Raw genomic sequence first — 19,548 nt, 5'->3', positions numbered from 1 at the left:
GCTCGCTCCTCTCCGGCCGCGCCGGGTCTCAGCCGCGCCCCGGCCGGTCGGCGGCCCGCTGCAGCAGTTCCGCCTTCAGCTCCTTCTTGGAGAGCTTGCCGATCGGCGTGCGCGGCAACTCGGCCCGGATCTCGATCAGCTTCGGCATCTCGATCGCCGAGAGACGGTCCTTCAGGAAGGCGCGCAGGCTCTCCGGCGTCAACGCGCTGCCCGGGCGCAGTTGCACGAAGGCGGCCGGGCTCTCGCCCCGATAGGGGTCGGGCTGGCCCACCACCGTCGCCGCGGCCACCTCCGGATGGGCGTAGAGCGCCTCCTCGATGGCGCGCGGATAGACGTTGTAGCCGCTGCAGATGATGAGGTCCTTGATGCGGTCGACCAGGGTGACGTAGCCCGCGGCATCCATGATCCCGACATCGCCGGTGTGCAGGAAGCCGCCGGCATCGATGGCGTTCGCGGTCTCCTCCGGACGGTTCCAGTAGCCGGCCATGACGTTCGGCCCGGCGACGCAGAGCTCGCCCTTCTCGCCCGGCGGCAGGGCACGGCCCGGGTCGTCGAGGGCGCGGATCTCGGCCCGGATGCCGGGCAGCGGCAGGCCGATGCTGCCCTCCGGCGCCTCGCCCTCCAGCGGGTTGCAGAAGCAGACCGGCGAGGCCTCGGTCAGGCCGTAGCCCTCGACCAGGCGGCAGCCGCTGCGCGCCTCGAATTCCCGCTTCACCTCGGCCGGCAGCGGCGCGCCGCCCGAGATGCAGATGCGCACCGAGGCGAGGTCCCGGCGCGTCGCCCCCTGCTCGATCACCGCCCGGAACAGCGTCGGCACGCCGTGGAAGACCGTCGGGCGCCTTCGCCGCAGCGTGGCGATGAGCTGCTTCGGCTCGAAGCGCGGCAGCATCACCAGCTCGGCGCCCCAGCCGATCGAGGCGCCGAGCACCGCGGTGAGCGCGAAGACGTGGAAGAAGGGCAGCACGGCGAGAGTGCGCTCCTCGCCGGGGCGGCATTGCGGCGACCAGGCCTGCACCTGCCGCAGATTCGCGGCCAGGTTGGCATGGGTCAGCATGGCCCCCTTGGGCGTGCCGGTGGTGCCGCCGGTGTATTGCAGCACGGCGACATCCTCGGGCCGCGGGCGGGGCTGGGTCAGCGGCGGCCCCTGCAGCAGCGCCTCCCAGCGCAGCAGGCCCGGCAACGCCGGGATCGCGACGATGGCGCGCCGGCGCAGGGTGCGGAAGAGCAGGCCCTTGAGCGGCGGCAGCGCCTCGGCGAAGGGGCAGACGATCACCTGCGCCAGCACGCCGTCCTGGCGCAGCCGCAGCACCCGCCCGAGGATCGGCGCGAGATCGGGCGCGACCAGGATGCGCGTGTCGGAATCGGCGAGCTGCGCCGCCAGTTCGGCGGTGCTGTAGAGCGGGTTGCAGTTCACCACCGTGGCGCCGCAGCGGAGGGCGGCGAAGAAGGCGATGACGTAGTGCGGGCCGTTCGGCAGGCAGAGGCCGATGCGGGTTCCCGGCCCGGCGCCGAGCCGCTGCAGCCCGGCGGCGGCGCGCTCGACCAGCGCCCCGACCTCGGCATAGCGCCAGCGCCGGCCGAGGAAGTCGAGGCAGGGACGGTCGGCGAAGCGGCGCGCGGAGGCCTCGAAGATCTCGACCAGCGTCTCCGGCGGCAGCGCCATGTCCCAGGCGATGCCGGGCGGATAGGCGCTGTGGCAACGGGGAGAGGCCGCGGTGGAATGCATGACCATGCGGCGGGCCATCCCTGTCAGAAGGCGAAGCGGAGCTGGGCGGTCACGATGTCGACGGAGACCTGGTAGGTGCCGACCAGGTTGGTGCGGAACAGGTTGGTGTTGCCCGGCCCGGGATCCTGCAGGTTCACCGTGGCGCCAGGCGCGAAGATATGGGTGTAGGCGGCGCTCAGCGTGACGTTCCGCCAGACCTCGTAGCTGGCGCCGACCGAGAGCCAGTAGCGGTCGTTGTCCGGGATCCGCGGCGTGCGGGTGGCCTCCGGCACCGGCGTCTGGTCGTAGGCGAAGCCGGCGCGCAGCGTGAGCGCCTCGCTCCAGCGATACTCGCCGCCGAGCGAGACGAAGACGCTGTCCCGCCAGCGCTCCTCGGTGACCGAGGGCGGGCGGCCATTGGCGAAGCTGATGGTGAGGTCGCGGAAGCGGGACCAGTTGGTCCATTCCAGCCCGCCGAGCAGGGTCCAGCGGTCGTCGAGGCGCTGCCGCAGGCCGAGCGTCGCCGTCTCCGGCGTCGTCAGCTTCGCCTTGCCGCCGGTCTTGGCGAAGGCCGGCGCGAGCGCCGAGGGGACGCCTTCGAAGAGGGCGTCGCCGCCGAGCGTGTGGAAGACGGCGGAGCGGAAGGCCAGCCCGAGCCGGGTGCCCGGCAGCGGCTGCCATTGCGCGCCGACCTGCCAGCCGAGCGCCGTGTCGTCGCCCGAGAGGGTGGAGCGCCCGTCCCGCGCGCCCGGCACGAAGCCCGGGATCCGCTGCGCCGCGCCGATGGCACCGAAATCCATGGCGCTCGAGAGGCGCGCGGTGGCGTACTGGACCTGCAGCCCGGCGCCGAGGGCGAGGCTGGGCGTGGCCTGCCAGGACAGGGCCGGCGTGATGTTCACCGTCCGCAGCGTGGAGGTGAGCGCATGGTAGCGGGCGATGCCGTCCTCCGGGCTCTTGCTGATGAGTCCCCAGGGGCTGGTGACGCCGAGGCCGAGATGCCAGTCCGTTGCCAGTTGGACGGTGTTGTAGACGGCCGGGAGGAAGGCATCGACGCCGATATCGCCGCCGAGGCTGCCGGTGACGCGCGATCCGCCGACGAGGGCGTTGCGGCTCGCCATGCCCTCCGTCATCGCCGCATGGGGGAAGATGCCGGAGCCGACCACGGCGCTCTGGACTCCCGGCAGGGAGGCCATGGAGGCCGGGTTGAAGAACAGCATGGAGGGATCGTCGTCGCGCGCCGCGACGCCGGCCTGGGCCGCGCCCTGCCCGATGGCGCTCTGCTCGCGCACTTCGAAGCCGGTGGCGCCGGCAGGGCCGGCCAGGGGCAGGCTGCCGAGGAGGAGGCCGGCGGCGATGGAGGCGAGGCCAGGGGACCGCGTGCTGGTCATGCCGCTCGGCGCCCTCCCCACGCGATTCGTTTCGCCCTTTGCTCGCGCCCCTCGGCCGGCGATGGGGCGTGCCACCCGGCATCCGGGTGACGCAACGGGGACACTATGCCTGTATAGGATATTACTGAATGCCAAGGAAGGCAAAACGCCCATGACCGATGCAGCGACCTTGATGGCGGCGATGCAGGAGCGGGCGCCCCTGCTCCGCCAGCTTGGCTACCGGATGCGCTTCGACCTCACCGATCTCGGCGAGAGCGTGCTGCTCGATGCGACCGGGCCCGAGGCCGTGATCCAGCAGGTGGACGACACGGCGGAGGCGGATACGGTGCTGCGCATGTCGGCCGAGAACCTGGGCAAGCTGATGGCCGGCCGGCTCAGCCCGATGCTCGCCTTCTCGACCGGGCGATTGCGGATCGAGGGCTCGAAGGGCGTAGCGCTGAAGCTTGCCAGCCTCCTCGACGAGGACTGAGTCCGACGCCACGCGCCGGAGGTGGCCCAGGGCCGGCGGCGTCGGCGCCTGGCCGAGGCATTCTCCCATTGATAGAAAATGAGCGGCCTGTACTCTCCGCAGGGTCGGCTGACCCCCTGTGGCAATTCGGATACGCTTTCCGAACCAAACCGGAGAAAAGCAACCTGTGCGCGCATCGACTATTGTATAACATATTCGTGAGGCGCTAAGGTTTGATCAGGACGCCGATCCCGGCGCCGACGTGCTTCAACGACGAGGCCCTGATCATGACCTTTGTCCGCAGCCCGATGGCCGCCGGCTTCCCCGCCCTCGCCCAGCAGGTCCTGGCCAATGCCAGCCATTCCGGCCGCCCCGCCGCGACCCATGAGACGCTCGATACCGCCTATGACGCCGAGCGCGGGGTCTACTGGTGCCGGCTGCGCCCGACCGAGCGGCCCTGCTTCAGCCCGGCCCTGCTGCGCGACATCGCCGCCATGCACGCCGCCATCCCCGAGCTCTTCGCCAAGGACGCGCCGCTGCCGCCGCCGCGCTGGTTCGTCTGCGGCTCCGCCATCCCCGGGATCTTCAACCTCGGCGGCGATCTCGGCCTGTTCCGCCAGCTCATCGCCGCCGGCGACCGCGACGGCCTCGTCCGCTATGGCCATGCGGCGGTGGAGGCCATCCACCGCAACCACACCGCGCTCGACCTGCCGATGATCACCGTGGCGCTGGTCCAGGGCGATGCGCTCGGCGGCGGCTTCGAATGCGCCCTGGCGCACGACCTCATCGTCGCCGAGCGGAGCGCCAAATTCGGCCTGCCCGAGGTGCTGTTCAACCTCTTCCCGGGCATGGGCGCCTACAGCTTCCTCTCCCGCCGCATCGGCCGCGCCGCCGCGGAGAAGCTCATCCTCTCCGGCACCATCCACACCGCCGAGGAGATGCAGGCCATGGGCCTGGTCGATGTCCTGGCCGAGGATGGCGAGGGCGAGGCGGCGCTGCTCGCGCATCTCGACAAGAGCGGCCGCTTCCACAATGCGCAGCAGGCCCTGTACCGCGCCCGCCGCAAGGTCGACCCGGTGACCCTGCAGGAGCTGCGCGAGGTGGTCGAGGTCTGGGCCGAGGCGGCGCTGCGTCTCTCCGAGCAGGACCTGCGACGGATGGCGCGCCTCTGCGCCGCGCAGGATCGCCGCATCGGCCTCGCCTGAACGACGCACCAGCGCCCGAGGCGACCCGGGACCACGTCGGACGCCTGCCATCGTTGTGACGCCGCGAGGCCAGAACGGCCTCCTCCAGGCGAGCCGCCGCGCCCCGCGGCCTGCCGCCGGCCCAAAGCCAGCAGAGATCGCCCCTGGCGCTTCGCCGCCGGCGCCCCCACCGGCCCCGGCCCGAGGGGACCTGGGCCTGCCGCGTTCGCGGCGATCCCGATCATGCCAGTGGCGCCAAGGCCGGCTTCCAGGCGCTCCTGCCCACCGCCGATCCGGCACGGCCCCTGGTCGCAGCAGGTCGCCGATCCGCCGCATGGGCCGGGACGCCGGCCCAGAATCCCGTCCGGGTCGGCGCAGCGGATCGGGCGACCACGCCCCGGGGCACCGTCACCCCTTCGAGCGTTGCCCCCCGAACGGCACCGGCCCCTAGGCCGCGCCGTCCGCCGCGGCCTGGCCGGCGGCACGGACCCGTTCGAGCTCCTCGCGCATCAGCGCCACCTGCTGCCGCCCAGCCTTCGCCACCTCGATGGCGGGCAGCGCCTCGGCCGCGCTGCCGAGGGCGAAGAGGCCGCGCGCGCCGATATTCGCCGCGCTGCTGCGCAGCCCATGCGCCGCGGCGCGGAAGCGCGCCACATCGCCCTGGTCCAGCGCCGCCTCGATGCCGTCGAGCAGATCGCTCGCATCGGTGACGAAGTCGCGCGCCAGGTCGGCGGCGAAGCGGCGGCCGCCAAGGGCGATGAGATCCGCCGTCACCGCCGGGTCCAGCGCCGGCGGCAGCGAGGGCCGGAAGCGCGGATGCGCCTCGATCCGGGTCACGGCCGGAGCCGGCGCCCCCGCCTCCGGCGGCCCCGCCGCGTCGGGCGCATAGGCGGCGACCGCGGCGGCGAGCTGCGCCGGCTCGATCGGCTTCACCAGGCAGCCATCCATGCCGGCCTCGCGGCAGCGCTGCGCCGCCTCCGGCGTCGCATCCGCCGTCAGGCCGAGGATCGGCACATGCGGCCGGCCGAGGGCGTTGAAGCGATACAGCTTGGTGGCCGTGATGCCGTCCGTCCCCGGCATGTTCAGGTCCATCAGGACGAGGTCGAACTCGCCCGCCTCCAGGGCATCGAGCGCCGCCTCCCCGTCCGAGACCAGCGTCACCCGGTGGCCCTCGCGGTCGAGGATCTTCTGCACCACGAGGCGGTTCACCCGGTTGTCGTCGGCGACCAGCACCCGCATCGGCGCGACCGCCGCCCCGCCGGGCGACGGCGCCGCCATCCGCAGGCGCGGCAGCAGCGCCCCGGCCAGGGCGAGCGGCATGGCCCAGTCCGCGGCGCCCGGCTCGGCCGGCAGGATGCTCGCCACCTGCCGCCGGCGAAGCTGGTCCGGCAGGCCGGGGCCGGCCTCGCCGCCGAGGGCGAAGACCAGCATCTCCGCCGTCGGCCCGGTGCCGCGCAGCCCGGCCGCGATCTCCTCGGTCGCCGGCGCCGCCCCCTCGCCGATGCAGGCGACCAGCATCCGCGGCGACGGGCCATCGCCGCCCCAGAGCGCCGCGAAGGTCGCCGGTGTCACGGTCCTGGTGAGCGGCGCCACCCCGAGGCCGGCGAGCGCCGCCGCGAGCCCGGCGAGCGCCGCCGCATCGGGGCCGAGCAGCAGCGCCTGCGGCGGCGGCGGCGATTCGGCCAGGCCCGGGTCGCGGCGCACCGGGAACAGGACATGGAAGCAGCTGCCGGCGCCGGGCTGGCTGCGCACGCCGATCGTGCCGCCGGCCAGCTCCACCAGCCCCTTGCACAGGGCGAGGCCGAGTCCGGTGCCGCCGAAGCGGCCCATGATCGTCTCGTCGGCCTGGGCGAAGCGCTCGAAGATGCGCGCCTGCGCCGACTCGTTGATGCCGATGCCGGTGTCGCTGACCTCGAGCCGCAGGTGCAGGGCATCGCCCTCCCCCGGCTCGGCGTCGAGCGCGATGGTGACGCTGCCCACGGTGGTGAATTTCACCGCGTTGCCGCCGAGGTTCAGCAGCAGGTCGCGCAGGATCGAGGCATCGGACAGGATGCGGGTCGGCGTGCGCGGGGTGACGTGCAGCCGCAGCCGCAGCCCCTTCTCCCGCGCCTGGGCCAGCAGCAGCCCCCGCGCCTCGGCGAGCAGGGAGGGCAGGTCCACGCTCTCGGAACGCATCACGGTCGCGCCGGCCTCGATCCTCGATATGTCCAGCAGCCCGTTGATCTCCCCGAGCAGGCCGCGCGCCGCCAGATCGATGGTCTGTGCCATCTCCTGCTGCTCGCGGTCCAGCGCCGTTCCGCGGAGGAGGCCTCCCATTCCGATGATGGCGTTCAGCGGCGTCCGCAACTCATGGCTCACCCCCGCCAGGAAGCGGGTCTTCGCCTCGCTCGCCTGCTCGGCGGCGAGCCGCGCCTGGGAGAGCTTGCGGATCAGCCGCCCGGCATAGAGGGCGAGGATCACCGGCCCGACCAGCAGCCCGATGGCAAGCTCCGGGATCGCCTGCCAATAGGGCGTGGTCACGGCCACGGCGCCGAAGCCGGCGATGAAGGCCAGCATGCCGGCCAGCAGCCAGGCCGGGCCGAAGCGGAAGCCGTTGCCGAGCGCGATCCAGAGATAGACCGGGAAGAAGGGCGCGGCATGGGCGCCGCCAAGATGCAGGAAGCCGGAGAGCACCCCGATGTCGAGCAGCAGGGCGAAGGCCCGCCGCGGCGTGTTCGGCTCCGGCCGCAGCCGGATGTGCAGCGCGATGAACAGCCCGCACAGCGCCCAGACCACCAGCAGGGGCAGGCCCATCCTGAGGATGGGCGCGCCGAGGGTGGGCAGGTAGAGGGCGAAGACGGCGGTGAAGGCGAGCCGGTTGACGCTCATCTCCTGTTCCGTCCCGACGCGGCCGCGCGCCCGGCCGAGGATGGGCGCGCGCAACGCGGCGGGGCCGCTCACCGCTCCGGCTCCGGCCCCAGCGGAATCGAGGTGGTGATCACCGCGGTGATCTCGCCGCTGGCGTCGCGCAGCGGGGCCTTGGTGGTGAGCAGCTGGCCGCCCGCCCCTTCCTCGCGATAGGGCGGCAGCGAGGCGCCGGTCGCCAACACCGCCAGGTCGGCGGCCCGGCTCCGCTCGGCGCGTTGCGGCCCGAACAGCGCCGCCGCGCCGACCCCGACCAGCTCCCGCGGCCGGGCGCCGAGCGCCGCCGCCATCGCGGCATTGGCATAGATGCACCGGCCCTCGCGGTCGATCGCGCTCACCTGGGCGGGCAGGCTGTCGAGGATGCGGGCGAGGCCGTCGGTGCCATGCGTCTGCAACGGGTCGGCGCCGGGCGGCAGGGGCGGCGCCGGCAGCGGCTCGGCGAGGCCCGCGGCCGGCGGCGCCGACTGGCCACGGCGGCCGAGGGCCAGCAGGTTGCGGGCCCGGGTCACCAGCTCGAAATGGTCGATCGGGCTCTGCAGGAAATCGGTCGCGCCGGCATCGAGGGCGCGGACGCGGAAGCCGCGGTCGTCATGCGCCGTCACCACCAGCACCGGCACCGCCGACTTGCCCGGCAGGGCCCGCAGCCGCCGCGTGAACTCGGCCCCGTCCATCCCAGGCATCTTGAAGTCGGTGATCACCAGGTCGATGCGGTTGCCCTCGAGCCATTCCAGCGCGTCGAGCGGGTCCCCGAACACCTCCACCGAGACATCGTCCTCGATCACCGTTGCGAGCCGGGCATAGATGCTGCGGTTCGTCGCGCGGTCATCGAGGATCAGGATCATCGCCATGGCAGGACCTTCAGGCGCGGCGTCCGCTCTCCGCCCGGGTCACGACGCGGCCGAGCGGCAATTCCATAAGACAGACGAGACCGGTCGGTTGCCACTCGAAAGTCACCTCGCCGCCAAGCTGGTCGTGGATGGTGGTGCGGATGACGCGCGAGCCGAAGCCGCGCCCGCGCGGCGGCCCAGCGACCGGCGGCCCGCCGGATTCGGCCCAGCGCAGCCGCAGCCGGTCCTGCGCCGGATCGACCGCCCACCGCAGCTCGAGCGTGCCGCCGGGGGCGGAGAGACTGCCATACTTCGCCGCGTTGGTGGCGAGCTCGTGCAGGGTCATCGAGAGCGGCTGCGCCGCCATGGGCGAGACGGTGAGCGGCGGCCCGTCCAGGATCACCCGCGTGCTGCCGGCATTGCCGAGGAAGGGATCGAGCTCGCCGCGCAGCATGGCGTTGAGGTCCGCGCCCATCCAGCGGCTCTCGGTCAGCAGGGTCTGCGCCCGGGCGAGCGCCGCCACCCGGCCCTCGATGGCGCGGCCGAATTCCTGCGCGTTGTCGGCCTTGGTCAGGCGCAGCACCGCCTGCACCACGGCGAGCGCGTTCTTCGCCCGGTGGTCGACCTCCCGCATCAGCAGGGATTGCCGCTCCTCCGCCTCCTTGCGGGCGGTGAAGTCCATATGCACGCCGAGGATCGGCCCGACCCGCCCGGCCGGGCCGGGCATGCGGCGGCCGCGGCCGAGCAGCCAGCGCATCTCCTCGCCGCCATCGCGGCCCGGGCGCAGGATGCGGAACTCCGCCTCGTACTCGCCGCTCTCAAGCGCCCGCCAGGCGCCGGCGCGGACCGCCGCCCGGTCATCCGGATGCACCAGGCCGAGGAAGCCCTCGAGGGTCACCGGCATCGCCGCCGAGGCGCCGCCGAAAAGGGTGGAATGCTCGGGCGACCAGAGGAAGCGGTCGGCCTCCGGGTCCCATTCCCAGGTGCCGATGCCGGCAACCTCCTGGGCCAGGCGCAGCCGCGCCTCGCCGGCGCGCAGCGCCGCCTCGGTCGCCTTCAGCTCGGTCGCATCCGCATGCACCTCGACCACGGCGCCGGCATGGCTGCCATGGCGGAGGATCCAGTGCGCCGCGACGACGACCGGCTGGCCGCCGCGGCGGCGGTGCCGCAACTCGCCCTGCCACTCGCCGCTGGCGAGCAGGCTGTCCTGCGCCGCCCGCCGGCCGCCATCGGGGAAGCGCGTGCCGAGCAGCTCGTGCGAGCGCTGCCCGATCGCCTCGGCGGCGGTGAAGCCGAAGAGCCGCTCGCAGCCGGCCGACCAGTGGCGGATGGTGCCATCGGCGTCGCGCAGCATGACGGCGCTCAGCTCGAAGGCATGCGACAGGTCGGCGACCGTGTGCAGCCGCTCCTCGAGCGCCGCCTTCTCGCGCCGCAGCGCCTTCTCGCGGTGATGGGCCCGGTGCAGCACGCCGGCGCCGAGTAGGGCCGGCGCGGCGACGGCGAGGCCGCCCCAGAGGAGGGGCAGGCCGGCCACCCCGGAGGCTTCGAGCGTGCCGGTGATGGGCACCGTGAACACCAGGGCGAGCAGGCCGGCCGCCGCGGCGAAGGCGATCATGAAGGCAGACATGGCTACCGGACCGCCGGGGGCCTCGGATGGGTTGGACCAAAGGACGCCGGAACGGTCGCCTGCGCGCCAGGGGCTGGACATGAGGCCTCCGGTAAAGGCTTGCGACCGGCGCCGAAGGAGATCGGCCTCGACCCACGTGCACCACGCCGGCCCCACCCGATCGCGGTATCGCGAAGCAGAGGCAGGAGCATCGCACGCTTGTGTACAATACTCAATCACGAAAGCGCATGTCGAGCAAACAGGTGCAAAATCGTACTGATCTGCCGCCCCTCCCCTTCACCCTGTCATGGCGATTGCGGGAGCGCGACTCAAGTGCAAACCAGACCGGAACCCGTCCCCGCGGACGGGGCCGGGCCGGGGCCAGGGCGGTTGGGGGCGATGGCCTACTGCATGCCGGCCGCGAAGTAGCCGGTCTGTGCGATGGGCAGCAGCACCTGGAGGAATTTCAGCAGGTCGGTGCTCGGCGCGTTGGAGACGAAGATCAGGTCGTTGTGGCGCATCGGGAATCGCTGGGTGAGGAACATCGAGCTCGGATTGAGCAGGTCGGCCCGGTAGACCGTGGGAATCTCGTTGCCCTGGAAGGCCGCGGTGGCGACGCCCATGCGCTCGAGCATCGGCCGGTGCTCGAAGCGGAAGAGGAAGACGGCGCTTGGATTCGCCCGGTCGTCCTGCAGCCCGCCGGCCCGCGCCACCGCATCGGCGAGGCTGATATGCCGGTCGTCGAAGGGGAAGCGGCGGTTGAGCTGGGTGATGCTGGCGCTCTGCCCGACCGCGCCGAGGGCCAGGAAGTAGCGCTGCTGGCGCGAGACGATGATGGTGTCGTCCGGGGCGAGCTGCAGGTTGAGCCGCGGGTTGTCGACGATCTCCGCCATGATCGCCGATTCGGAGACGCCGCCGCGCTGCAGCGTCACCAGCGTCTCGTGCGGCGCGAAGCGGGTGCCGCCGGCCCGGGCGATGGCGCCGAGCAGCCGCTCGCCGCCGGGATCGAGCGAGAAGCGCAGCGACTGGTCGACATCGCCGACGACCGAGACATTGGCCGAGCGCCGCTCGACGAGGGAGACGATGACCTGCGGCTCCAGCGCCCGCTGCCGCAGCCGGCCGGCGATCGCCCGCTCGAGCTCGCCCGCCGTGCGGCCCACCGCCGGCACCGTGCCGGCGAAGGGGATCGTGACCATGCCGGTGCGGCCCACCTGCTGCTGCGGCAGGGTGATGAAATTGCCCGGCCGGGTCCCGGCATCGACCGGGATGAAGAGGCCGCCGGCCTGGGTCTCGAAGATGGTGATGGCCAGGATGTCGCCGGTGCCGAAGCGCACCTCGGCGGCGCCCTGCCCCTGCAGCCCGGCGCTGAAGAGCTTGCCGGGGCCGTCGGCCTCCGCCGCCGCGACGACGCCGGGATCGAGGGTCAGCACCGCATAGTGCAGGCTCGGATCGGAATTCGGGCCGGGATCGCCCGCCCGCGCGGTGGCCGGGCCGACGACGCCCTCCATGCGCGGCCCGCTGCTGGGCAGGAAGCTGTTGCACCCCGCCGTCGCCAGGACCGCGGTGGTGGCGCCGGCGCGAAGCAGGAAGCGCCGCGCGAGGGGCCGGGCATGATCCGAGGCTGCCATCCGATGTCCTTATCGAGCGCCGGGCGCCCCGGCCGGTCCCGCACGGCCGCCCGGCCAGCCCCGCGGCGCCCCGGCCAGGGTCCGGTCAGAGGCAGCCCGGGGACAGGCACCGAGGGGGTTGGAGGCAGGCGCCGCGGTGAATTCTCTAAAACGTGAATACTGCAAGGAGCAAACTATCGTCACTACAGCGTGAGTTCAACCTCGCGGTGCAGCACACCGCGATTTTCTATCCCCCAGAGCGTCCTGGCCACACAGCCGGGACGCACGCCGCTCTCCGGGTGTCATCGCCCGGCAGCCCGGCCGCGGCGCCGCCGCCCGGCGGGTGCCGGCACGATCGCCGCCGGCAGGTGGCCGATCGGGCGGCGCGCCCCTACCCGACCCGATAACGCTCGGCCACGCGCACCGGCGCCGCGGCCGGCGCGACCGTCGGCGCCGCCGGCGGCACGGCGATCGGCGGCTGCGCCCCGCCGCGAGTCGCCACGGACCGCAGGAAGCCGGCCGCCCAGCTCAGATGCATGGTGATCAGCGCCGGACCGGCTGCGAGCAGCCAGGCATCCCTCGCCCGCGCCGCGCGCACCGCCCCCCAGCCGAGGCAGGCGGCCGGATAGGCGGCGGCGGCCAGCGCCAGGCTGGGCTCGAGCGGCGCGGCGAGCAGGCCGCCGAGGCTGCAGCCGAGCGCCGCCACCGGCGCCATCTGCCGCGGCCGCGGCCGCAGCCGGTGCTTCAGCAGCGTGCGCGCCCGGCCGGCGCCGTGCTTGAAATACTGCCGCGCCAGCGCCGGCAGGTCCTTGCGCGGGAAATAGGTGACCGGCTCCTCGGCGCACATCCAGACCCGCCCGCCCGCGAGCTGCGCCCGGTGGTCGAGCTCGGCATCCTCGTTATGGGTGAAGCTCTCGTCGTAGCCACCGACCGACAGGAAGAACTGGCGGTCGAAGGCGGCATGATGCCCGTGGTCGACGAAGCCCGAGCGCGGCTTGGCGCGATGCGCGGACCCGCCATTGCCGAGGCGGCTCGACTGCGCCGTGGCGATGGCCCGCTGCAACCCATGGCCCTGCTGCGCCTCGTTGCGCATCGGCACCACGACCGAGGTCGCCCCCGTGCGCAGCAGGTCGGCGACGCAGCGGCGCACGAAGCCGCCCGGATAGCGGGCATGCGCATCCGCCCGGATCAGGATGGTCGAACGCGGCGAGGCGAGACGGGCGGCGAGGTTCACCGCGGCGGACTGGATTCGCTGCGGGTTGGGCAGGGCGCGGATGGCGGGGAAGTCGGGCACCGGATGGCGGCCGGCGAAGTCCTCCACCAGGGCCAGCGTCTCGTCCCGGCTGCCGCCATCGACCACCAGGATCTCGCAAGCCGCCGCCGGCCACTGCTTCACCAGGCTGGCCAGGCAGGCCTCGATGTAGCCGGCCTCGTTCAGGGTCGGCACGACGATGGTGACGAAGGGATGGGTGGCCGGCCCCTCCCCCGTGATCTCCTTCGGCAGCGGCGCTTCGGGCGAGCGCCGGACCGGGCCGGGCTTCTGCGGGAGCGTCCTGAGGACGAGCGTCATGCAATGCCTCTTTTCGGCAGGCGGGCGCCCATGGCGGACCGGCCGTGGATGGGCCGGCGCGGGGCGGGACGACGAGGACGGGAGGGCGGCAGGGATCGGGACGGCGTCGCCATTGCGGCGCCGGCCCTCAGACGGCGCCGCGGCGCTGCAGCACGGCGGGGATGGTGCGGAGCAGGATCCGGAGGTCGAGGAGGATCGACCACTCGCGGGCGTAGCGGGTGTCGAGGGCGACGCGCTCGGCATAGGTCGTGTCGCTGCGGCCGCTCACCTGCCAGAGCCCGGTGATGCCGGGGCGCATCGCGCAGTAGGCGTCGGCGGCAGCCTGGCTGTAGTGCTGATCGAGTTCCTGCTGCACGACCGGGCGGGGGCCGACCAGGCTCATCTCGCCGCGCAGCACGTTGAGGAGCTGCGGCAGCTCGTCGAGGCTGGTGCTGCGCAGGAAGGCGCCGATCCGGGTGATGCGCGGATCCCGGGGGAGCTTGCGCCGCAACGCCCATTCCGCCGCGGCAGCGGGATCCTCGGCGAGCAGCCGTGCCAGCCGGGCATCCGCATCCGTCACCATCGAGCGGAACTTCAGGCAGCCGAAGCTGCGGCCGCCGAGGCCGATCCTTGCGTGGCGGAAGAGGATCGGCCCGCCATCGGCGCGGATCGCCAGGGCGATGGGCAGCAGGATGGGCAGGATCAACAGCAGGAGGGTGGCGGCGCCGAGGACATCCAGGGCGCGCTTGAGACGGCCTTGGAGGCCGGCTGGACAGCTGGCGCGATGATGCCGCGGAAGCCTGGCGGCGGGGGCCGCGCCCCGAGCTGCAAGCGTGGTGTCCGACATGGGCGTCCCGTTGTCCGATGTGCTGCGCCCCATCGAACCGGCTCGGTTCTCTTCAGGACGCTAACCGGCGCCACCCTCGTTCAAGGCAAGATTGGAAGCAAGATTTTCCCTTATTTGGTTTGCATCGCAGGGCATGGAGCTGGCCGCGGGCCGGATGGAGCGTCCCGCGCATTGCTACTTAAGGTAGAAATATTATCTGCGCCTCCACGCTTGAGGCGGGAAGCGGCAGCGCCATTCCCTTGGCGGGACGGGGCTTCCCGCCAGGAGGGTCCCGAAGCGCCGTGACGAGCGGAGGCGCGCCGTCTCACTTTCCGCGCGAAGCGCCATTTTTGCGTTTCTATTACTCACTATTTTGTGATGCTGCGGCGCAATAGGATCTGCAGTGGCATTGCACAAGCGTCATCGCCATCGCTGATGGCAACTTATGGTTGGGTGCCCGACTCTGCGGCCTCCGGCCCGCTTGCCGTCCCGAGGGCGCGCCATCGCCCTTCCATGGCCATGATTGCCTTCCAGACATGATCGGCCGGCCCGTAGGACGATCGTCGCCCGATCAGGCCGCAACGGAGGAGAGCACGCCATGCCCCAGGCCTCTGCGCCCGACCGGGATGGCACTGGCAGAACAGCCTCGCCCCGCGGCCCTGCCCCGGGGCCGGACATGCCGGAGCGGGCCGCCGCCATTCATGCCCTCGCCGCCGCCGCCCGCAGCGCCGTGGCCTCGGCCCGGCAGGCGCGGGGCATGATGCTCGACTGGGACGCGCCGCCCCCGGTCTGGTCGGTGCATCTCCCGGACGCCTCCTGATCCGGACGTCCGGTCCCGCCCACTGACCCCGCCGGCATCGCCCGCCGCCGGCCCCTGCCGCTGCTTTCGGCAGATGCTGCCCGCGCGGCTGGCAGCGCGCCCTCAGGCCCCCGTCACCAGGCGCCCCGTTCCGCTGGCATGACGCTTGCTTTCCCTGCGCCAGCGCAGCGCCGCGCCCGCGGCCGCTTCGGTGGGCGTGCCAGCGTCATCCTGAACAGGAGGGACGGGCCGATCCCATCGCCCGTCCCTGGAGGGGACCAGCGATGTGTGACCGGTACGGAACCTCGATCCTGCCCGACTATGCCGCCATCGGCCGGGCCCAGGATGGCCTGGCGCTGCGCCGCCGCGGCATGCTGCAGGCGACGGCGGCCAGCGTGCTGACCATCGCCGGCTTCGGCGGCCCGGCGCATGCCCAGGCCAAGGGCAGCCTGAAATCGACGCATGGCACGGGCTTCTGCAACCTCAACCTCTTCCTCGCCCATGCGCTGCAGCTGGCGAAGGAGGACGGGCTCGAGATCCAGTTCGTCAACACGCCGACCTTCGCCGAGCAGGTGACCTTCCTTGGCATGGGCCAGGTCGATCTCGGCCTGATGCCCTACACCTCCTTCATCGCGCTCTTCAATGCCGGCGCGCCGGTGAAGATCATCGCCGGCGGCGGCATCGAGGGCTGCAGCATCGTCGCCCGCCCCGGCCTCGACAGCGCCGCGAAGCTGAAGGGCAAGACGCTCGGCACCTTCCAGCTCGATACGCTGGAGGTCATGCCCTATGACTGGCTGAAGAAGCACAATGTCAGCTTCAAGGACGTGAAGGTCCGCTACATGGGCAACACGCCCGAGGCGGTGGAGGCCTTCAAGGCCGGCGCCATCGACTGGATCTGCACCATCGAGCCCTATGCGACGGCGCTGGTGAACGACGTGCCCGGCGCCGTCCGCCTCTCCGACGGCCGCGACATCTACGGTGCCGGCTACACGGATTGCGTGCTCGCCTGCCGCGCGAGCCTGATCAAGGACAATCCGGCGGCGCTGAAATCGGTCATCAAGGCGATGATGAAGGCGCAGGCCATGGCCGAAACGAAGCCCGAGGAGGTGCTGCCGAAGCTGGTCGGCACCTATTACAAGACCTCGATGCCGAACGCGCAGCTGGCGATGGAGAAGCAGCCCGCCGTGGTCGATGCCCGCAGCCAGACCGACTTCATCCTGCAGCGCACCGACAGCCTGGTCGAGATGGGCTACATCAAGAACAAGCCCGGCCGTGACGCCATCGACTGGACGCTGCTGGAGCAGGTGATCGCCGAGAACGCCGCGCTCTACGCCTCGCTGAAATACAAGTCGGCCTGAGGGCGGGCCATGCGAAGCGACATCGCGGGCGTGGCGGCGCCGCCGCGCCCGGTGCCATGGCTGGCGAGCCTCGGCCTCTCGCCCGGCCTGCGGCAGAGCCTCGCGCGCTGCGGCTGGGCGGTGCTCTCGGTCGGGCTCTTCGCCGGGATCTGGGAGCTGCTCTGGGCGATCGGCTGGGCCGACCCGAAGCTGCTGCCGCCGCCGCATGTCTTCCTCGGCGACATCCCCGACCAGGCACGCTACTTCAACACCGCGACGCGCTGGCAGATCGGCGTCAACCCGGCCGACGGCCCCTCGCCCTACGAGGCGGTAGCGATCACCATCGGCGCGACGGGCATGCGGGTGCTGGTCGGGCTGCTGATCGCCGCCACCCTCTCGATCGGCATCGGCGTGCTGATCCGCTATTTCGGCCTGCTCGAGAAGCTGGTGCTGCCCACCATCACCCTGCTCTCGCCGGTCTCGCCCATCGCCTGGCTGCCGGTCGCCATCTTCATCTTCGGCATCGGCAACGCCCCGGCGATCTTCATGGTGGTGGTCGCGCTCTTCTTCCACATGGTGCTGTCCACCATCAGCCAGATCGACAATGTCAGCCGCGCCTTCATCAACGTCGCCCGCACCATGGGCGCCACCAAGCGGCAGATCTACACCCGGGTGATCGTGCCGGCGATCCTGCCGCAGCTCCTCATCGTGCTGCGGCTGAATCTCTTCGGCGCCTGGATGGTGGTGCTGGTGGCCGAGAGCACCGGCGTCGGCTTCGGCCTCGGCCAGGTGATCATGATGGCGCGCAACACCTTCAACCCGTCCCTGGTCTTCTTCACCATCGCCCTGATCGGCCTGCTCGGCTTCCTCTCGGATTGGCTGCTGCGGCTGGTGCAGAAGCGCGTGCTCTACTGGGTGCCGGAAACGGCGGGGGTGCTCCGTGGCCTCTGACAGCTATGCCGACTGGTCCTCGCAGGACGCCGTGGTCTGCCGCGGCGTCGGCAAGACCTGGGCCGCGGGCACGGCGCGGGCGCATGAGGCGCTGCGCGGCATCGATCTCGACGTCGCCCCGGGCGAGTTCGTCGTCCTGCTCGGCCCCTCGGGCTGCGGCAAGTCGACGCTGCTCTACCTGATCGCCGGGCTGGAGCGGCAGACCGCGGGGCGGATCTGGGCCTTCCGCGACCCGGTCGAGGGCCCCTCCCCCGACCGTTCGCTGATCTTCCAGGAGACCTCGCTCTTTCCCTGGCTGACGGTCTGGCAGAACGTCTCCTTCGGCCTTTCCATCCGCGGCGCGCCGGAGGCGGAGCGGCGGGCGGTGGCGCGCGAGGCGCTCGCCCGCGTCGGCCTCTCGGAAGCCATGGACAAGCGGCCGGACGAGCTCTCGGGCGGCATGCGCCAGCGGGTCGCCGTGGCCCGCGCCCTGGCGATGCGGCCGAAGGTGCTGCTGATGGACGAGCCCTTCGCCGCGCTCGACGTGCAGACCCGGGCGAAGATGCAGGATTTCCTGCTCGATGTCTGGCGCGACAGCGGCGCCTCGGTGCTCTTCGTCACCCACCATATCGACGAGGCGGTGGCGCTGGCCGACCGGGTGGTGGTCTTCACCGCCCGGCCCGGCCGGATCAAGAGCATCATTCCGGTGACCTTGCCGCGGCCGCGCGACCCCTTCGCGCCGGAGAGCGAGGCGCTGCGGCGCCTGCTGACCGAGGAGCTGAAGGGCGAGGTGGACCGCGCCTTCGCCGAGCAGGAGGCCCTGGCGGCGGGCTGAGCCCCGCCGCCTCGGCGACCCACGAACGTCACCCATCGACCAGAACGAGGAGGAGAACGGCATGGCCGTGTCCCTGGTGCGCAGCCGCGCGATGATCACCCGCACCCTGTCCGCCACCGAATGGGAGGAGATCCCGGACGGCGCGGTGCTGCAGGAGGATGGCATCATCACCGCCATCGGCACCTATGCCGACCTGCATGCCCGGCATCCGACGGTCCCCGTCATCGGCAGCGGGCGCGAGATCCTGCTGCCGGGCTTCGTCAACGGCCATCACCATGTCGGGCTGACGCCGGTGCAGCTCGGCTCGCCGGACATGCCGCTGGAGCTCTGGTTCGTCACCCGCATGGTGGCGCGCAACCTGAACCTCTATCTCGACACGCTCTACTCCGCCTTCGAGATGATCGCCTCCGGCATCACCACGGTGCAGCACATCCATGGCTGGATGCCGGGGACGCTGCCGGAGGTGGAGGCGCGCTCCAACGAGGTCATCCGCGCCTATGAGGATATCGGCATGCGGGTGTCCTACTGCTTCGCCCTGCGCGACCAGAACCGGCTGGTCTACCAGGCCGACGAGGAGTTCGTCGCCAGCCTGCCGCAGGAGCTGCGCGGCCCGATGAGCCGCTGGTTCGAGCGCTTCCGCATGGGGCTGGAGGAAAGCCTCGACCTGTTCCGCAACCTGCATCGCGGGCATGCCGACAAGCGCCGCGTGAAGGTGCAGCTCGCCCCGGCCAACCTCCACTGGTGCTCGGATGCCGCGCTGGCGGCGCTGGCCGACCTCTCCCGCACCCATGACGTGCCGATGCACATGCATCTGGTCGAGACCGCCTATCAGAAGGAATACGCCCGGCGCCGCGGCGGCGGCACGGCGCTCGATTATATCGAGCGCTTCGGCATGCTCGGGCCGAACCTCACGCTTGGCCATGGCGTCTGGCTGAACGAGCGGGACATCGAGAAGGTGGCGGCGAGCGGCACCTGCATCTGCCACAACTGCTCCTCGAATTTCCGGCTCCGTTCCGGCGTCGCCGCGCTCAACCGCTTCGAGGCGATGGGGGTGAACACCGCCATCGGGCTGGACGAGGCCGGCATCAACGACGACCGCGACATGCTGCAGGAGATGCGGCTGGTGCTGCGGGCGCATCGCGTGCCCGGCATGGGGGAGAGCGAGGTGCCCGGCATGGCCCAGGTGCTGCGCATGGCGACGATCGGCGGCAGCCGCACCACGCCCTATCGCGAGACCCTCGGCACGCTGGAGGTCGGCAAGGGCGCCGACCTCTCGCTGGTGGATTGGCAGGCCGTCTCCTACCCCTTCCTCGACGAGCTGACCCCGACGCTCGATGCCGTCATCCAGCGCGCCAAGGCCAGCGCCGTCACCACCGTGATGTGCGACGGCGAGGTGATCTACAAGGACGGCGCCTTCACCCGCGTCGACCGCGACGGGGCGCTGAAGGCGCTGCATGACGACCTGGCGCGGGCGCTCTCGGATGACGAGGTGGAGCGGCGGCAGCTCTCCAAGGCGCTGCTACCGCATGCCCGGCGCTTCTATGCCGACTATATCGACCCCTCGCGCCACGAGCCCTTCTACCGGCCAAGCTCGCGGGTGTAG

The 19,548-nt window shown here is 72.0% G+C and carries 15 protein-coding genes; 7 read left to right on the top strand and 8 right to left on the bottom strand.

The features are described 5' to 3' along the window. Positions 1 to 28: 28 nt before the first annotated feature. Together DOO78_RS03145 and DOO78_RS03140 are read right to left on the bottom strand one after the other, a co-directional pair. Entirely contained in the window at positions 29 to 1,732 is a 1,704-nt protein-coding gene (locus tag DOO78_RS03145) for a long-chain-fatty-acid--CoA ligase (RefSeq protein WP_165838695.1), read from the bottom strand. A gap of 17 nt (positions 1,733 to 1,749) precedes the next feature. Continuing rightward, positions 1,750 to 3,093 (bottom strand): OmpP1/FadL family transporter, encoded by a 1,344-nt coding sequence (locus tag DOO78_RS03140; protein WP_165838694.1) that lies wholly within the window; start codon positions 3,091 to 3,093, stop codon positions 1,750 to 1,752. Positions 3,094 to 3,244: 151 nt separating this feature from the next. On the opposite strand from DOO78_RS03140, the gene DOO78_RS03135 reads away from it, so the two are divergent. Beyond that, positions 3,245 to 3,562 carry an SCP2 sterol-binding domain-containing protein gene (locus DOO78_RS03135; protein ID WP_111468286.1) on the top strand — a complete coding sequence of 106 codons (318 nt, stop codon included), beginning with the start codon at positions 3,245 to 3,247 and terminating at the stop codon, positions 3,560 to 3,562. Positions 3,563 to 3,828: 266 nt separating this feature from the next. Next, complete coding sequence (locus tag DOO78_RS03130; RefSeq protein WP_243634330.1) at positions 3,829 to 4,746, top strand: crotonase/enoyl-CoA hydratase family protein; 918 nt, start codon at positions 3,829 to 3,831, stop codon at positions 4,744 to 4,746. 426 nt (positions 4,747 to 5,172) lie between these two features. Here DOO78_RS03130 and DOO78_RS03125 read toward each other — a convergent pair whose 3' ends face one another. The 6 genes from DOO78_RS03125 to DOO78_RS03100 all read right to left on the bottom strand — a co-directional run bounded on the left by DOO78_RS03125 (position 5,173) and on the right by DOO78_RS03100 (position 14,065). Beyond that, a complete protein-coding gene (locus DOO78_RS03125; RefSeq protein ID WP_128079991.1) occupies positions 5,173 to 7,665 on the bottom strand; it encodes a hybrid sensor histidine kinase/response regulator in 2,493 nt (830 codons plus the stop codon). Further along, entirely contained in the window at positions 7,662 to 8,477 is an 816-nt protein-coding gene (locus DOO78_RS03120; protein WP_111468284.1) for a response regulator, read from the bottom strand. Before DOO78_RS03120 ends, DOO78_RS03125 begins: the two co-directional genes overlap by 4 nt. 10 nt (positions 8,478 to 8,487) lie before the next feature. Next, positions 8,488 to 10,083 carry a sensor histidine kinase gene (locus DOO78_RS03115; RefSeq protein ID WP_165838693.1) on the bottom strand — a complete coding sequence of 532 codons (1,596 nt, stop codon included), beginning with the start codon at positions 10,081 to 10,083 and terminating at the stop codon, positions 8,488 to 8,490. Positions 10,084 to 10,466: 383 nt separating this feature from the next. Beyond that, positions 10,467 to 11,690 (bottom strand): polysaccharide biosynthesis/export family protein, encoded by a 1,224-nt coding sequence (locus DOO78_RS03110; RefSeq protein ID WP_111468282.1) that lies wholly within the window; start codon positions 11,688 to 11,690, stop codon positions 10,467 to 10,469. Between the two features lie 370 nt (positions 11,691 to 12,060). Further along, a complete protein-coding gene (locus DOO78_RS03105; RefSeq protein WP_111468281.1) occupies positions 12,061 to 13,239 on the bottom strand; it encodes a glycosyltransferase family 2 protein in 1,179 nt (392 codons plus the stop codon). A gap of 127 nt (positions 13,240 to 13,366) precedes the next feature. Next, positions 13,367 to 14,065: a sugar transferase gene (locus DOO78_RS03100; protein ID WP_279387765.1), complete on the bottom strand. Its 699-nt coding sequence runs from the start codon at positions 14,063 to 14,065 to the stop codon at positions 13,367 to 13,369. Positions 14,066 to 14,720: 655 nt separating this feature from the next. Between DOO78_RS03100 and DOO78_RS27320 the strand changes: the two genes are divergently transcribed. The 5 genes from DOO78_RS27320 (at position 14,721) to DOO78_RS03080 (ending at position 19,548) form a co-directional block, all read left to right on the top strand. Next, entirely contained in the window at positions 14,721 to 14,864 is a 144-nt protein-coding gene (locus DOO78_RS27320; RefSeq protein WP_165838692.1) for a hypothetical protein, read from the top strand. Between the two features lie 263 nt (positions 14,865 to 15,127). Further along, the gene (locus tag DOO78_RS03095) at positions 15,128 to 16,201 is read left to right on the top strand and encodes an ABC transporter substrate-binding protein (RefSeq protein WP_111468279.1); all 1,074 of its coding nucleotides are present in this window, start codon (positions 15,128 to 15,130) and stop codon (positions 16,199 to 16,201) included. Positions 16,202 to 16,210: 9 nt separating this feature from the next. Beyond that, positions 16,211 to 17,131: an ABC transporter permease gene (locus DOO78_RS03090; protein WP_111468278.1), complete on the top strand. Its 921-nt coding sequence runs from the start codon at positions 16,211 to 16,213 to the stop codon at positions 17,129 to 17,131. Next, complete coding sequence (locus DOO78_RS03085) at positions 17,121 to 17,945, top strand: ABC transporter ATP-binding protein (protein ID WP_111468277.1); 825 nt, start codon at positions 17,121 to 17,123, stop codon at positions 17,943 to 17,945. The genes DOO78_RS03090 and DOO78_RS03085 overlap by 11 nt, the downstream gene beginning before the upstream one ends. Positions 17,946 to 18,006: 61 nt before the next feature. Then, entirely contained in the window at positions 18,007 to 19,548 is a 1,542-nt protein-coding gene (locus DOO78_RS03080) for an amidohydrolase family protein (protein WP_111468276.1), read from the top strand.

Origin of the sequence: Roseicella frigidaeris, from assembly GCF_003258945.1 — a bacterium.
Lineage (GTDB): Bacteria > Pseudomonadota > Alphaproteobacteria > Acetobacterales > Acetobacteraceae > Paracraurococcus > Paracraurococcus frigidaeris.
The sequence above is the reverse complement of the archived record's forward strand: the minus strand, read 5'-3'. Positions and strand labels throughout refer to the sequence as shown.

Excerpts from the sequence above, each read along its gene's own strand:
- DOO78_RS03145 (WP_165838695.1), bottom strand. The coding sequence starts at position 1,732 with ATGGTCATGCATTCCACCGCGGCCTCTCCCCGTTGCCACAGCGCCTAT.
- DOO78_RS03120 (WP_111468284.1), bottom strand. The coding sequence starts at position 8,477 with ATGGCGATGATCCTGATCCTCGATGACCGCGCGACGAACCGCAGCATC.
- DOO78_RS03115 (WP_165838693.1), bottom strand. The coding sequence starts at position 10,083 with ATGTCTGCCTTCATGATCGCCTTCGCCGCGGCGGCCGGCCTGCTCGCC.
- DOO78_RS03105 (WP_111468281.1), bottom strand. The coding sequence starts at position 13,239 with ATGACGCTCGTCCTCAGGACGCTCCCGCAGAAGCCCGGCCCGGTCCGG.
- DOO78_RS03140 (WP_165838694.1), bottom strand. The coding sequence starts at position 3,093 with ATGACCAGCACGCGGTCCCCTGGCCTCGCCTCCATCGCCGCCGGCCTC.
- DOO78_RS03110 (WP_111468282.1), bottom strand. The coding sequence starts at position 11,690 with ATGGCAGCCTCGGATCATGCCCGGCCCCTCGCGCGGCGCTTCCTGCTT.
- DOO78_RS03080 (WP_111468276.1), top strand. The coding sequence starts at position 18,007 with ATGGCCGTGTCCCTGGTGCGCAGCCGCGCGATGATCACCCGCACCCTG.
- DOO78_RS03100 (WP_279387765.1), bottom strand. The coding sequence starts at position 14,065 with ATGTCGGACACCACGCTTGCAGCTCGGGGCGCGGCCCCCGCCGCCAGG.
- DOO78_RS03130 (WP_243634330.1), top strand. The coding sequence starts at position 3,829 with ATGACCTTTGTCCGCAGCCCGATGGCCGCCGGCTTCCCCGCCCTCGCC.
- DOO78_RS03135 (WP_111468286.1), top strand. The coding sequence starts at position 3,245 with ATGACCGATGCAGCGACCTTGATGGCGGCGATGCAGGAGCGGGCGCCC.
- DOO78_RS27320 (WP_165838692.1), top strand. The coding sequence starts at position 14,721 with ATGCCGGAGCGGGCCGCCGCCATTCATGCCCTCGCCGCCGCCGCCCGC.
- DOO78_RS03095 (WP_111468279.1), top strand. The coding sequence starts at position 15,128 with ATGTGTGACCGGTACGGAACCTCGATCCTGCCCGACTATGCCGCCATC.
- DOO78_RS03090 (WP_111468278.1), top strand. The coding sequence starts at position 16,211 with ATGCGAAGCGACATCGCGGGCGTGGCGGCGCCGCCGCGCCCGGTGCCA.